Genomic DNA, 13,608 nt, shown 5'->3' with positions numbered 1-13,608 from the left:
GGGCCACTCCGAAAGGAGGGTTGGCGGCCCGATGAAGCGGCACAGCTTTACCGGGACCTGTCAGGCGGGGGAGGAAACATCGCCCATGCTCAAAACAGCCGCCAAAGCCGGCGGACTCGCCGACCGTTTCCGCCGGGTGCGCGCCACCTCGGCGGAACTGGCCCGCGGGTTGTCGCCGGAGGATCAGGTGGTGCAGTCCATGCCGGACGCCAGCCCGGTCAAATGGCATCTGGCCCACACGACGTGGTTCTTTGAAACCTTTCTGCTGATCCCGAATCTGCCGGGCTACCGGCCCTTCGATCCGGCCTTCGGCTACCTCTTCAACTCCTATTACGAGGCCATCGGCGCCCGCCATCCGCGGCCCCGGCGCGGCCTGTTGACACGGCCTGGCGTGGCCGAGGTGGCGGCCTACCGCGACCATGTCGACGCTGCCATGCTGACCCTGCTGGAGCGAGCCGACGCCGAGCGGCTGGCCCCGCTGGCGACGCTCGGCCTCTCCCATGAGGAGCAGCATCAGGAGCTGATCCTGATGGACCTGCTGCACCTGTTCTCCTGCAACCCGGTCGCGCCGGCCTACCGGCCCTATCGCCCGGCCTTGCGCGGCCCCGCCCATGAGGGGCGCTGGATCGCGGTGGACGGCGGGATCGTCGCGGTCGGCCACGGCGGCGAGGGCTTCGCCTTCGACAACGAGGGGCCGCGGCACGAGGTACTGCTGCGCCCCTTCCGGCTGTTCTCCCGCGCGGTGACCAATGGGGAGTGGCGGGCCTTCGTCGAGGACGGCGGCTATCGCAACCCGGCGCTCTGGCTGTCCGACGGCTGGGCCACGGTCAACGCCGAGGGGTGGGAGGCGCCGGCCTATTGGCGGCGCGGCGAGGACGGCGGCTGGCGGGAGTTCACCCTGTTGGGCGAGCATCCGCTGGACGAGGACGCCCCGGTCTGCCACGTCGGCTTCTACGAGGCCGACGCCTTCGCCCGCTGGGCCGGCAAGCGCCTGCCGACGGAGGCCGAATGGGAAACCGCCGCCGCCGGGCTTTCACCCACCGGCAACACGCTGGGCAGCGGCCTGCTGCGCCCGGTGGCCGCCGGGGAGGGCGAGGGGCTTGTCCAGATGTTCGGGGATGTCTGGGAATGGACGGCCAGCGCCTACAGCGGCTATCCCGGCTTCCGTCCCGCCGTCGGGGCGGTCGGCGAATACAACGGCAAGTTCATGGCCAACCAGTATGTGTTGCGCGGCGGATGCTGCGCCACGCCGGACGGCCACGCCCGCGCCACCTACCGGAATTTCTTCTATCCGCACCAACGCTGGATGTTCAGCGGCGTGCGCCTCGCGGAGGACGCCTGATGACCGCAATTTCCGCCGCCCGCGCCCTTCCGGCGCAGGGGCCGGTGCCGGACGACGTGTTCCTGTCCGACGTGCTGGAGGGCCTGTCCCGCCCGGACAAGAGCCTCCCCTGCAAGTACTTCTATGACGCCGAGGGCTCGGCCCTGTTCGACGCCATCTGCACGCTCGACGAATATTACCCGACGCGGACCGAGACCGCGCTGCTGCACAACCGAGCCGATGAGATTGCCGCTCTTGCCGGGCGCGGCGCCACCCTGGTGGAGCTGGGCAGCGGGTCGAGTGTCAAGGTGCGTATCCTGCTCGACGCGCTGGACGCGCCGGCCATGTATGTGCCGGTGGACATCAGCCGCGACCATCTGATCGCCGCCGCCGCCCGGCTGGCCGGAGACTACCCGGCGGTGACGGTGGTGCCGGTGGCCGCCGATTATGTGCGGGGCTTCGCCCTGCCGCGGGGCGTCGCGCCGGAGCGGACGATGGCCTTCTTCCCCGGCAGCACCATCGGCAATTTCCGGCCCGCCGAGGCGATGACCTTCCTGAACGGTCTCGGGCGGCGGCTGGGGTCCGGGGCGCGGCTGCTGATCGGGGTGGACCTGCGCAAGGACCCGGCGGTGCTGGAGGCCGCCTACGATGACGCCCGCGGGGTGACCGCCGCCTTCAACATGAACCTGCTCGCCCGCATCAACCGCGAATTGGACGGCACCTTCGACCTGGACTGCTTCGCCCATGTCGCCCGCTACGACACCGCGCGCGGGCGGATCGAGATGCATCTGCGCAGCCTGGACGACCAGACCGTCCGCATCGCCGGCCACGCCATCCGCTTCGCCCGCGGCGAGACGATCCACACCGAGAATTCCTACAAATACTCGGTACCCGGCTTCCGCCGCCTCGCCGCCCGCGCCGGTTGGCGCACGGAGCGGAGTTGGACCGACGAGGACCGGCTGTTCAGCCTGCACTGGATGGTTCGGCATGGCTGACCCCGTTTGGTACCGGGAACACCGGGATCGGGGTCAGGGTTGAGTCCCGTCGAGACATCGCAACAACGGGACAGGACCGATGACCAGCATCTTCGACCGGATCAAGCAGGACCATGACACCATCCGCCGCCTGCTCGACGCGGCCGAGAAGGCGGACGGCGACGGGCGCGCCGCCTATGAGGATCTGCAGCGCGAGCTGTGGGCGCACGGCAAGATCGAGGAGGCCGTCTTCTACCAGTCGCTGTCCAAGGCCAAGAACACCAGGCAGGAGACCACCGAGGGCCTGAACGAGCACCACATCATCAACGGCTTCCTCGACGAGCTGAACGCCATGCCCGCCGACAGCACCGCCTGGAAGGCCAAGCTCCAGGTGCTGGGCGAGGTCACCCGCCACCACCTCGACGAGGAGGAGGAGGAGCTGTTCGAGGAGGCCAAGAAGGCGCTCGACGACAAGCGCGCCGAGGAACTCGGCAGCATCTACGGGGAGCGCAAGAAGCAGATGCTGGCCGCCCTGGCCCCGCTGCCCAAGAGCGCATGACAAGCGCGTAACGCCAAACGCGATGGCTTTCCGGTGAAACGGTGGACCGCAGTCTCTTGCGCCGGGGCTTCCCGCCGTGACAGGCTGCGGTCTTCCGTTCCGCTGCACGAACCGCCGCCATGCCCCCGATCACCAAGACCCCGATCACCAAGCCCGCCCCGAAGTCAGCCGCCGGTTCGCTCGCCTCCTTTGCGCCCTGGGCGGGGGAGGGCGGGGTCCGCGTCTATCTGAGGCCGGTCGGGCTGCTGCCCATCGCCGCCTGGAGCGCCGGCGCGGCGGTGCCGCTGGCCGGCGGGCGCTTCTCCTTTTCAACCGCCGAACTGATCGTCCGGCAGGGGGCGAGGATCGAACGGGCCTTCGCGCCGCTGACCGAGGTCATGGCCTGGGGGTGGGAGCGGGGAACCGCCGTCGCGCAGAGCCTGGACAAGCGGCTGGGTGCGCTGACCCGTGGGCGGGCGCCGTTCGCCGGGCTGGACCTCGGGCGCCCCCGCATCATGGCCATCGTCAATGTGACGCCGGACAGCTTTTCCGACGGCGGCGACTTCTTCGACGCCGCGGCGGCCATCGCCCATGGCGAGGCGATGCTGGAGGCCGGCGCCGACCTGCTGGACGTCGGCGGCGAGTCCACCCGTCCCGGCTCCGCCCCCGTGTCGCCCGAGGAGGAGGAGGCCCGCGTCCTGCCGGTCGTCCGTCACTTCGCGGCCAAGGGCGCCGTGGTGTCGGTGGACACGCGGCACGCGCGGGTGATGCGCGCGGCGCTCGACGCCGGGGCGGCGCTGATCAACGACGTGGCCGGGCTGCGCGATCCCGGTGCGCTGCCGCTGGTCGCGGAGAAGGCGGCCCCGGTGGTCGTCATGCACATGCGGGGCGAACCCGGCACCATGCAGCAGAACCCGGTCTATGAGGATGCGGCGCTCGACGTCTTCGACTGGCTGGAGGAGCGGGTGGAGGCCTGCCTCGCCGCCGGAGTGCCGCTGGAGCGCATCGCCGTCGATCCCGGCATCGGCTTCGGCAAGACGGTGGAGCACAACCTCGACATCCTGCGCCACACCGCTCTCTATCACGGGTTGGGCTGCGCCATTCTGATCGGGCTGTCGCGCAAGACCCTGATCGGCAAACTGTCGCGAAGCGAGCCGCCAAAGGAGCGGCTGCCCGGTTCGCTGGCCGGGGGGCTGGAAACGCTGAACCAGGGCGCGCAGATCCTGCGTGTCCATGACGTGCCCCAAACGGTCCAGGCGCGCGCCGTCTGGGAGGGGCTCCATCCCGCAAGGATGCCGTGATCGCGGCGCGCGTGTAACCCTTTGGCGTCTGCGCGGAAGGGTGCTTGACCCCGCCCCCCGCGGCAAGCGATGACATTTTCACACATCCGCACTTGCGGTACAGTGACTGGGCCATTCCCGAGGATATTCATGACGCGACACCTGTTCGGCACCGACGGCATCCGAGGCACCGCAAACATCGATCCGATGACGGCGGAAACCGCCCTGCGCGTCGCGATGGCGTCCGCTTTGCAGTTCCGCCGGGGCGACCACCGGCACCGCGTGGTGATCGGCAAGGACACCCGTCTGTCGGGTTATCTTCTGGAGCCGGCGCTGACCGCGGGCTTCATCTCCATGGGCATGGACGTCGTGCTGCTCGGCCCGCTGCCGACCCCCGCCGTCGCCATGCTGACGCGCTCGCTTCGCGCCGACCTCGGCGTGATGATCTCCGCCTCGCACAACCCGTTCCAGGACAACGGAATCAAGCTGTTCGGACCGGACGGCTACAAGCTGTCGGACGCCGTGGAGATCGCCATCGAGACGCGCATGGGCCAGCCCTTCGCGCCGGACCTCGCCGGCTCCGCCGATCTCGGCCGCGCCTCCCGCCTGGAGGATTCGACGGGCCGCTACATCGAATATGTGAAGAACACCTTCCCGCGCGGCCTGCGGCTGGACGGGTTGAAGATCGTCGTGGATTGCGCCAACGGCGCCGCCTACCGCGTCGCCCCGAAGGTGCTGTACGAGCTGGGGGCCGACGTGATCCCGGTCGGGGTCAGCCCGGACGGCCTGAACATCAACAAGGATTGCGGCGCCACCGCCACCCGGACCCTGCAGGAGCAGGTGGTGGCCCATGGCGCCCATCTGGGCATCGCGCTGGACGGCGACGCCGACCGCCTGATCATGGTGGACGAGGCCGGGCGCGTCGTCGACGGCGACCAGGTGATGGCGCTGATCGCCTCCTCCTGGGCGCAGGCGCAGACGCTGAAGGGCGGCGGTGTGGTCGCTACGGTGATGTCCAACCTGGGCATGGAGCGCCATCTTCAGGGGCTGGGCATCGCGCTGGTCCGCACGCCGGTCGGCGACCGCTATGTGGTGGAACATATGCGCGAGCACGGCTACAACGTCGGTGGGGAGCAGTCGGGGCACGTCGTGCTGTCCGACTATTCCACGACCGGCGACGGGCTGATCGCCGCACTCCAGGTTCTGGCGGTGCTGATCCAGTCCGGCGGCCGGGCGGCCAGCGAGGTCTGCCAGGTGTTCGCCCCGGTGCCGCAGAAGCTGACCAACGTCCGCTTCGCCGCCGGTTCGAAGCCGCTGGAGATCGCCTCCGTCCAGGCGGCGATCCGCGACGGCGAGGCGCGGCTGAACGGGTCGGGACGCATCCTGATCCGCAAGTCGGGGACCGAGCCGGTGATCCGCGTCATGGCGGAGGGCGACGACGAAGGGCTGGTGCACACGGTGGTGGCCGACATTGCCGGCGCCATCATGGACGCCGCCCGGCTGGAGACCGCATCCTAGGCGCAACATCCAACCAGACGACCAGACGGAAGCAATCCCGATGCAGGCCCACCCGATCAACGGCCGTGTTCTCATCGTCGCCGGGTCCGATTCCGGCGGCGGTGCCGGCATCCAGGCGGACATCAAGGCGGTCAGCGCGCTGAACGCCTTCGCCATGACCGCCATCGCCGCGCTGACCGCGCAGAACACGACGGGGGTCTATGGTGTGCTGCCCGTGGACCCGGCCTTCGTCGCCCTGCAGATGAAGGTGGTGCTGGAGGACCTGGGGGCCGACAGCATCAAGATCGGCATGCTCGCCAACGCCGCCGTCATCGAGGCGGTGGCCGGCGAGTATGAAGCGCGGGCGATCAACGTTCCGCTGGTCGTCGATCCGGTGATGGTCTCGAAGAGCGGCCATTTCCTGCTGGAGCCGGACGCCGTGCAGACACTGCGCAAGCGCCTGCTGCCCCATGCGGAACTGGTCACCCCCAACCTGCCGGAGGCGGAGGCGCTGACCGACATCCCGGTGCGCAACCTGGACGACATGCGCCGCGCCGCCGAGATGATCCGCACCTTCGGGCCGAAGGCCGTCCTGCTCAAGGGCGGCCATCTGGAGGACGAGCGGCTGTGCGACCTGCTGCTCACCGAAGACGGCGAGGAGGTGTTCGAGGGGCGGCGCATCCACACCCCGCACACCCACGGCACCGGCTGCACCCTGGCCTCGGCCATCGCCGCCGGCATCGCCCAGGGGTTGGGCGTGCGCGATTCGGTGGCCCGCGCCCGCGCCTATGTGGACGAGGCCATCCGCTCCGCCCCCGGCTTCGGCCACGGCCACGGCCCGCTGAACCACCTGCACACGGTCAGGCCGTTCCCGTAAGGGCGCGGCCTTCCCGTCTTTTCCCGATCACACGATCGACAGCATCGCCGTCTGCGGATTCTCCAGCAGATCAGCCAGCGTGCGCAGGCCGCGCGCCAGCTCGTCCCGGCTGTGCGGATGGCAGAGGCCCAGCCGCACGGCGTGCGGGGCGCTGGCCCGGCCCACGGCGAACACGTCGCCGCCCGTCACCTTCACGCCTCGGCGCAGCGCCTCTGCGATGAAGTCGTCGCGCCGCCAGGGCTCGGGCAGGACCAGCCAGAGATGCTGCGCCGACGCGTGGCCGCAGACGGCGCTGGCGGGAAGGATGGAGCGGGCGATCCGCTGGCGCGCCGTGGCTTCCCCGCGCTGGGCCTCGGCGATGCGGTCGGCGCTGCCGTCGGTGATCCAGCGCGTCGCGACCTCCGGCGGCAGGGGCGGGGAGGAATATTGCAGGGCGCGGATGACCGCCTCGACCCGCGGCACCAAGGCCGGCGGAGCGACGACGTAGCCGACGCGCAGCCCGGCGGACACGCTCTTGGACAGGCTGTTGACATAGACCGTGACGTCCGGGGCGATGGCCTGGATGGGCTTCGCGTCATGGACCAGGAAACCGAACACGTCGTCCTCGACCAGCACCACCCCGTAGCGGCGGGCGATGGCCGCGATCTCGACGCGCCGGGCCTGCGGCATGACGGAGGCCGTGGGGTTGTGCAGGGTCGGCACCAGATACAACGCCTTGGGCGCCAGACGGCGGCAGGCGCTGTCGAAGCTGTCCGGGACCACGCCATGCTCGTCGATGGCGATGCCCTCCAGGTGGTAGCCCTCGACCGCGCTCAGCGTCTTCATGCCGTAATTGGTCAGCCGCTCCGTCAGCACCACGTCGCCGGGACGGGCCACCGCGGCCATCGCCACCGCCATGGCGTTCTGCGCGCCGGTGGTCAGCAGGACCGTGTCGGGGGAGGCCGCCGCCCGGTGCTGCCGCGTCAGCCATTGCGCCCCGGCGGCGCGGTGAGCGGGCAGGCCGGCGTGCGGCGCGTATTCCAGCAGCGTTCCCAGGTTCGGCGAGGCGCCGATGGCGGCCAGGGTGGCGCCCATCATCGGCACCGACATCGGGTGCTCCGGCGTCACGACCGTCATGTTGATGACCGACGGTTCGGGCCGGGGCGTCCAGGTGAAGGGGTCGGATGGGGGCATGTGGCGTTGCCCCTGCACGAAGGTGCCGCGCCCGACCTCGCCGCCGATCAGGCCGCGCTTCTCAGCCTCCGTGTAGGCGCGGGTGATGGTGCCGACGGTGACGCCGAGGCGGTAGGCGAGGTCGCGGTGGGTGGGAAGCCGCGCGCCGGGGGCGAGCCGTCCGTTGGCGATGTCGTCGGACAGGGCGTCGGCGATGGCGCGGTAACGGGGGCCTTGCCGGCCTTCCAGATCAGGAACCCAATTTGTCATAGGGACAATGATGACATTGTGTCGATCAGCCGGCAAGTGTCACCGCATTGTCGCGATTGTGCATGTCCAGGTGCATTGCGTTGTCGGGAACCCGGACGCCTGGGCGGGCGTTGCAGTCAGGACCGCCCGGCGCCGCTTCGGCATCCCTCTCGCGCCGGGTACAGCCGGGAGAAAGCAGGCATGAGCGCCGAAAACGCCATCCGACACACCTACGACCGCTTCTTTGGAGGCGCGCGGAATCTCGGGCCCCTGGAACGCGCCGTGTCCACCGGCCTCGGCCTCGTCATGGCGGCGGGCGGCGTGCGCCGCGGCGCCGATGTGCGGGGTGCCATCATGGGGCTGGCCGGCGCCGCCCTGGTGGCTCGCGGCATGAGCGGCCATTGCCCGCTGAAAGCCATGATGAGCGACGAGGACCATGAGCGCCTGTCCGGTCCGCGACCGGAGCGCTACAGCCCCGGCGAAGGGCCGTTGGAGCGCACGCCGGCCCGTACGGCGTCCTATTCCTGACGCAACGGCACGGTTACGAGGACGAGGAAGCGGCGCGGCGCCGCCGCTTCCACTCCTTCCAGCGCCGTTCGCCGCGCACCAGCGCGCGGTTGATCGGTGGGCGAAGGAACGGAACGTCGTAAGCGAGCAGAACAAGGCCGAGGGGCAGCATCCAGATTCCCAGTACGGGCAGGAAACTGAACAGGCCACCGAGAATCAGCAGAAACCCGGCGGGCGCGCGCACCCAGGTCGCCCGCGGCTCGCGGAGCCAAGCCAGCATCCGCGCCAAGGTGTCGGGAAGCTTCTCCTGGATGCGATCCACCCGCCGTTCGAGGCGTCTGTGGTGCTGATCGCTCAACGCGGCACTCTCCATATCTTGTTGATCCGGCTCTGTTGGTTGTTTGCGGCAAAAGGCGGCGGCCCGGCTCGCCGGATCGGTCGCTCTCAAGCCGCCATATAAGAACAGGCGCGCGTGTTCCAAGCTCCCGTTCGTGTGGAACCTGTGAGCGGGCGGGCATCTTGAAAGGCGCCGGCCACACGGCCAATTATTAGGGCAATCAGGGTCCGGGCCCCTCTGGCAGCCGAGTCGTCGGCCGCGATGTCGGATCTCCTCATCTGCTTTTGCGCCGACGGGCGTGAGCGCATCTGGAGGATTCTTCGATGGACAGCGCAGCCACACCTTCCCGCCGCTTCTCCGCGGCCGACCCGCCGCCATGCGTCCGCCGCCGGTCAGAGGCTTGCCGGTCAAAGGCCCGCCGGTCAAAGGCTTGAACGAGGGAGTTTTCGCAATGTTCGACCAGTATCCCAACCAGAGTCGTTGGGGCGCCGGCGCCGCGGGCGTTGACCGTGCGGCGTTCGACGAGGGCCTGCGCAAGCACATGCTGCGGGTCTACAACTTCATGATGCTCGGCCTGGCCGTGACGGGCCTGGTGGCTTTGTTCGTGGCGAGCACGCCGGCGCTGTACGTGCCGATCTTCACGACCCCGCTGAAGTGGGTGGTGATGCTGGCGCCGCTGGCCTTCATCATGGTGCTGTCCTTCCGCTTCCACGCGATGTCGGCATCGGCGCTGCAGGGACTGTTCTGGGCCTTCTGCGCGGTGATGGGCGTCTCGATGGCGTCGATCTTCCTGGTCTTCACCGGGGCCAGCGTGGCGCGGGTGTTCTTCATCACCGCGGCGATGTTCGCGGCGATGAGCCTGTGGGGCTACACCACCAAGGCCGACCTGTCGAAGATGGGCTCGTTCCTGATGATGGGCCTGATCGGCATCGTCATCGCCAGCCTCGTCAACATCTTCGTCGGCTCCAGCGCGCTGCAGTTCGCCATCTCGATCATCGGCGTGGTCATCTTCACCGGCCTGACCGCCTACGACACCCAGCGCATCAAGGAGGAGTACGCCGAAGGCTACGGGCACGAGGGCAACACCAAGCTCGCCGTCATGGGCGCCCTCTCGCTCTACCTCAACTTCATCAACCTCTTCCAGATGCTCCTGCAGCTCATGGGCAACCGCGAGTAACGGGCACAGACGACGGTGGCGCCTCGGCGCCGCCATCGCTCAGGGCCGGCCGCTTCACGCGGCCGGCCTTTTTCATGGATGCTCCGTCCTGGCTGCCGTGCCCGTGCCGGGGCCATGTGACTGTGCCGGACGTTGTTCCCCCGTTGCGAGCGGCATGTCCCAGGGAGCGGCAATGAAGGACCGGATTCGCCATTACTGGGAATTTCTCCGCGCCAGCCTTTGGTTCGTTCCGGTCCTGATGGGTGGTGCGGCGGCGGTGCTGGCCGTCGGGCTGCTCACCTGGGGGCGCGGCGCCGTGGAGAACGCCACGGATTACTGGCTCCTCTACGCTGGAGACGCCGGCAATGCGCGCCAGCTGCTGTCGTCGCTGTTGACCGGCATGATCACCATGACGTCGTTGGTCGTCTCGATCACGATGGTCGTGCTAACCTTGGCCGCTGGCCAGATCGGCCCCCGTCTGATCCGCAACTTCATCCAGGATTGGACGACCCAGGTGGTGCTGGGCCTTTTTCTGGCGGACATCGTCTATCTGCTCGTCGTCTTCCGGACCATCGATGGCAATCGAGCCGACACGGTGCCCCATCTGGCGGTCAGCGTGGGGACCGGACTGACCGCCTTGTGCCTGTTCGTGCTGCTGGTTTATGTCCACAAGCTTGCCCGTTCGATCATTTACGACAATGTCGTTCAACGCGTCGCTGCGGACCTGCGCGACGTGACCATGGCCTTGCTGCCGGAACACGGCGATGGCCTTATGGAGGTGCCGCCCGAGCTGGGCGATGATTTCGCCTGGGTTGACCTCGGCCAGGATGGGTACGTCCAAGCCATCGACTTGGACAGGCTTGTCGCCACTGCCCGCCGAGCCGATGCGGTGATCCGCCTGGACATCCGGCCCGGCCACTACGTCATCGGCGGAGGCGAGCATGTGGCCGTGTTTCCGGCCAGCGCCTGCTCGGAAGAGTTGTCCGGGGCAATCCGCGCCGCCTTCATCGTCGGTTCGGAGCGCACTCCGACCCAGGACGTGGAGTTCGGTATCCGCCAACTGGTGGAGATGGCCACCCGCGCTCTGTCGCCGGGGATCAACGACGTGTTCACCGCGTTGGCGGTGATCGACAACCTTTCGGCCTCAATGGCGCGCATTTTCGACCGCGGAACCGAGCCGGCGGTTTTGCGCGACCCTGGCGGGGCCATCCGCCTTGTGCGGGACGTGACCGGATACGACGGCTTCGTCGGCGCGGGCTTCGACCAGATCCGACAGGCAGGAAGCGGAAACGCCGCGGTGCTCATCCGGCTCGTCGACGCCATCCTGCGGTTGGCCCCGCGCGTACAGTCGGACGCCCAGCGGGAACCACTTCGGGTGCAATTGGACATGATCCTTGCGGCCGGCGAGCAGAACATCTCGATCCCCCATGACCTGACCATTCTCAAGACCCGCTGGCGGCAGGCCACCGAGCGGCTGGCACGCTGACGCCCGACGAGCCGCGCAGGCTGTTCCGACGCGATGGGTGTGGCGGGCGAGATACATCCGACATCGGAAATGTAATGGTGACAATAATGACATTGACCGCGGCGATTGCGCGGACATAATCGCCATTGTCTCGATTGTTCGGGGCCGAATGTTTTGACGAAGGAGGCTCATCATGCGCATCACAGAAGCGACCCGGTCGTCCGGATCGTCCTCGTTCACGACCGTCTTCAAGGTCATCGCGCGCGCCCTCTCCGCCGGCATCCGCCCCGTCTGGTTCGTGATGGAGGCCGGTCTGAACGGCTACGAGCGGTGGCGGCAGCGGCAGGCGCTGATGCGGCTGGACGATCATCTGCTGAAGGACATCGGCGTGTCCCGCGCCGATGTGGACAACGAAGTCAACAAGCCCTTCTGGCGGGGTTGATCCGATGAGCGCCGATGCGATCCTCTACGCCGTCGAGCCGGACCTGACCGCCGACTCCTTCATCGACGTGCTCCACCGCTCCGGGCTGGCCGAACGCCGGCCCGTTGCGGACCGCCCGCGGGTGGAGGCGATGCTGCGCAACGCCGGTCTGATCGTCACCGCCCGCAACGCGGCCGGAGAGCTGGTTGGCGTCGCCCGGTCCGTCACCGATTTCGCCTTCTGCTGCTACCTGTCCGACCTCGCCGTCGACCGCGCCTGTCAGGGGCGCGGCATCGGCAAGGAGTTGATGCGCCGTACCCGCGCCGAGGTGGGGGAGGGCGTGACCTGCCTTCTCCTGTCCGCGCCGAAGGCGGTCACCTTCTACGAGGCGGCGGGGATGGAGCGGCACGCCCAGGCGTTCCTGTTCACCGAGAAACCGTAAGGAGGCACCTTGCGCCTTCCCCTGTATCAGGTCGATGCCTTCGCGGACGCCGTGTTCGCGGGCAATCCGGCGGCGGTCGTGCCGCTGGAGGACTGGCTCCCCGACGCGACGCTCCAGGCCATCGCTGCGGAAAACAACCTCTCCGAAACCGCCTTCTTCGTCCGCCGCGGCGACGGTTACGACCTGCGATGGTTCACCCCGGCGGTGGAGGTGGATTTGTGCGGCCACGCCACGCTGGCCTCGGCCTTCGTCATCGCGACGATGCTGGAGTGGGGCTGCCCGCGCATCGACTTCACCACGCGCAAGGCCGGAACCCTCAGCGTCACCCGCAACGGCGACCTCTACACGCTGAATTTCCCCAGCCGCCCGCCGGAAGCGCTGGCCGAGCCCCCGGCCGGTCTGCTCGACGCGCTGGGCGGACCGCCGCCGACGGCGGTGCTGAAGGCGCGCGACATCGTGGTCGTTTATGACGACGAGGCGGCGGTGCGCGGCCTGACCCCCGACATGAGCGCTCTCGCCCGGCTGGAGGACTTTTACGCGGTCATCGTGACGGCGCCCGGGGACGGGGGCGTGGATTTCGTCTCCCGTTTCTTCGCGCCGGCCCAGGGAATTCCGGAAGACCCGGTGACCGGCTCCGCCCATTGCACGCTGATCCCATACTGGGTGCGGCGGCTGGGCAGGGAGCGGCTGAAGGCCCGGCAGGTTTCGGCCCGCGGCGGCGCCTTGTCCTGCGAACTGGCGGGCGACCGCGTGAAGATCGCCGGGAAGGCGGTTCTCTATATGGATGGCGCCATCTACATTTAGTGCTGTCCATTCTACGAGGACCAATGGAACGGGAGGGCAGCGGGCATGGCGGGGCGTTACTTCGAGGATTTCCGCATCGGCGACCTGATCGAGACCGAAGGGGCGACGGTCACCGACAGCCAGATCATGGATTTCGCCCAGCGCTTCGATCCGCAACCCTTCCACATCGACGCGGTGGCCGCGGCGGAGGGACCGTTCGGCGGGCTGATCGCCAGCGGCTTTCACACCCTATCCCTGACCTTCCGGCTGTTCCGCGACACCGGGGCCATCACCGGCACCAGCCTTGGCGGCTCGGGCGGTGACGAACTGCGCTGGCTGCGCCCGGTGAGGCCCGGCGACACGCTGCGCGTCCGGGTGGAGGTGGTGGAGGCCATCCCATCCCGCCGGGGCGACCGCGGCACCGTCCGGCTGGCCTACACCACGCTGAACCAGCATGGCGAGGCGGTAATGACCATCACCCTGAGCCACATCGTGGCGACCCGCAGCGTTCCCGCGGAGTAGCAAACACGGACGGCCTGTCCCGTCGCGCGTCTTGATCCGCGGGCCCGGCCCCTGTATAGCCTCGCCCCTTCCATCACGGCGGGGGTT

General features: G+C 68.7%; 15 protein-coding genes. 13 read left to right on the top strand and 2 right to left on the bottom strand.

What is annotated here, in order from left to right; genetic code table 11:
• Window positions 1-85: 85 nt before the first annotated feature.
• From egtB to thiD, 6 genes are all read left to right on the top strand, one after another.
• Window positions 86-1,342 carry an ergothioneine biosynthesis protein EgtB gene (egtB, locus tag JJL56_RS14100; protein ID WP_200485448.1) on the top strand — a complete coding sequence of 419 codons (1,257 nt, stop codon included), beginning with the start codon at window positions 86-88 and terminating at the stop codon, window positions 1,340-1,342.
• On the top strand, window positions 1,342-2,316 hold the full coding sequence (gene egtD / locus JJL56_RS14095; protein WP_200485447.1) for an L-histidine N(alpha)-methyltransferase: 975 nt from the start codon (window positions 1,342-1,344) through the stop codon (window positions 2,314-2,316). Before egtB ends, egtD begins: the two co-directional genes overlap by 1 nt.
• 79 nt (window positions 2,317-2,395) lie before the next feature.
• The gene (locus JJL56_RS14090) at window positions 2,396-2,854 is read left to right on the top strand and encodes a hemerythrin domain-containing protein (protein WP_145625720.1); all 459 of its coding nucleotides are present in this window, start codon (window positions 2,396-2,398) and stop codon (window positions 2,852-2,854) included.
• A 119-nt stretch (window positions 2,855-2,973) separates the two neighbouring features.
• A complete protein-coding gene (gene folP, locus JJL56_RS14085) occupies window positions 2,974-4,134 on the top strand; it encodes a dihydropteroate synthase (RefSeq protein ID WP_200485446.1) in 1,161 nt (386 codons plus the stop codon).
• 129 nt (window positions 4,135-4,263) lie between these two features.
• Window positions 4,264-5,631, top strand: a complete 1,368-nt coding sequence (gene glmM / locus JJL56_RS14080) for a phosphoglucosamine mutase (protein ID WP_145625722.1) — start codon at window positions 4,264-4,266, stop codon at window positions 5,629-5,631.
• A 40-nt stretch (window positions 5,632-5,671) separates the two neighbouring features.
• The gene (thiD, locus tag JJL56_RS14075) at window positions 5,672-6,487 is read left to right on the top strand and encodes a bifunctional hydroxymethylpyrimidine kinase/phosphomethylpyrimidine kinase (protein ID WP_174436453.1); all 816 of its coding nucleotides are present in this window, start codon (window positions 5,672-5,674) and stop codon (window positions 6,485-6,487) included.
• A 27-nt stretch (window positions 6,488-6,514) separates the two neighbouring features.
• Here the strand turns inward: thiD and JJL56_RS14070 are convergent, their stop codons facing one another.
• Window positions 6,515-7,909, bottom strand: a complete 1,395-nt coding sequence (locus JJL56_RS14070; protein ID WP_145625723.1) for an aminotransferase-like domain-containing protein — start codon at window positions 7,907-7,909, stop codon at window positions 6,515-6,517.
• 180 nt (window positions 7,910-8,089) lie between these two features.
• Here JJL56_RS14070 and JJL56_RS14065 point away from each other — a divergent pair, with 180 nt between their 5' ends.
• Window positions 8,090-8,416: a YgaP family membrane protein gene (locus JJL56_RS14065; protein WP_145625724.1), complete on the top strand. Its 327-nt coding sequence runs from the start codon at window positions 8,090-8,092 to the stop codon at window positions 8,414-8,416.
• 13 nt (window positions 8,417-8,429) lie between these two features.
• Here JJL56_RS14065 and JJL56_RS14060 read toward each other — a convergent pair whose 3' ends face one another.
• Entirely contained in the window at window positions 8,430-8,876 is a 447-nt protein-coding gene (locus tag JJL56_RS14060; RefSeq protein ID WP_247889417.1) for a hypothetical protein, read from the bottom strand.
• 307 nt (window positions 8,877-9,183) lie between these two features.
• Between JJL56_RS14060 and JJL56_RS14055 the strand changes: the two genes are divergently transcribed.
• The 6 genes from JJL56_RS14055 to JJL56_RS14030 all read left to right on the top strand — a co-directional run bounded on the left by JJL56_RS14055 (window position 9,184) and on the right by JJL56_RS14030 (window position 13,521).
• A complete protein-coding gene (locus tag JJL56_RS14055) occupies window positions 9,184-9,909 on the top strand; it encodes a Bax inhibitor-1/YccA family protein (protein WP_145625725.1) in 726 nt (241 codons plus the stop codon).
• 172 nt (window positions 9,910-10,081) lie between these two features.
• Entirely contained in the window at window positions 10,082-11,374 is a 1,293-nt protein-coding gene (locus JJL56_RS14050; RefSeq protein ID WP_200485445.1) for a DUF2254 domain-containing protein, read from the top strand.
• 172 nt (window positions 11,375-11,546) lie between these two features.
• Window positions 11,547-11,795 carry a DUF1127 domain-containing protein gene (locus JJL56_RS14045; RefSeq protein ID WP_145625727.1) on the top strand — a complete coding sequence of 83 codons (249 nt, stop codon included), beginning with the start codon at window positions 11,547-11,549 and terminating at the stop codon, window positions 11,793-11,795.
• Between the two features lie 4 nt (window positions 11,796-11,799).
• Window positions 11,800-12,216 (top strand): GNAT family N-acetyltransferase, encoded by a 417-nt coding sequence (locus tag JJL56_RS14040; RefSeq protein WP_145625728.1) that lies wholly within the window; start codon window positions 11,800-11,802, stop codon window positions 12,214-12,216.
• A 9-nt stretch (window positions 12,217-12,225) separates the two neighbouring features.
• Window positions 12,226-13,020, top strand: coding sequence for a PhzF family phenazine biosynthesis protein (locus JJL56_RS14035; RefSeq protein WP_200485444.1), 795 nt, complete (start codon window positions 12,226-12,228; stop codon window positions 13,018-13,020).
• Between the two features lie 45 nt (window positions 13,021-13,065).
• Entirely contained in the window at window positions 13,066-13,521 is a 456-nt protein-coding gene (locus JJL56_RS14030) for a MaoC family dehydratase (RefSeq protein WP_145625730.1), read from the top strand.
• Window positions 13,522-13,608: the final 87 nt, after the last annotated feature.

Origin of the sequence: Azospirillum aestuarii (assembly GCF_016632405.1) — a bacterium.
GTDB lineage: Bacteria > Pseudomonadota > Alphaproteobacteria > Azospirillales > Azospirillaceae > Azospirillum > Azospirillum aestuarii.
Note: the sequence above shows the minus strand (reverse complement) of the source record. Positions and strands in the feature narration are given on the sequence as shown.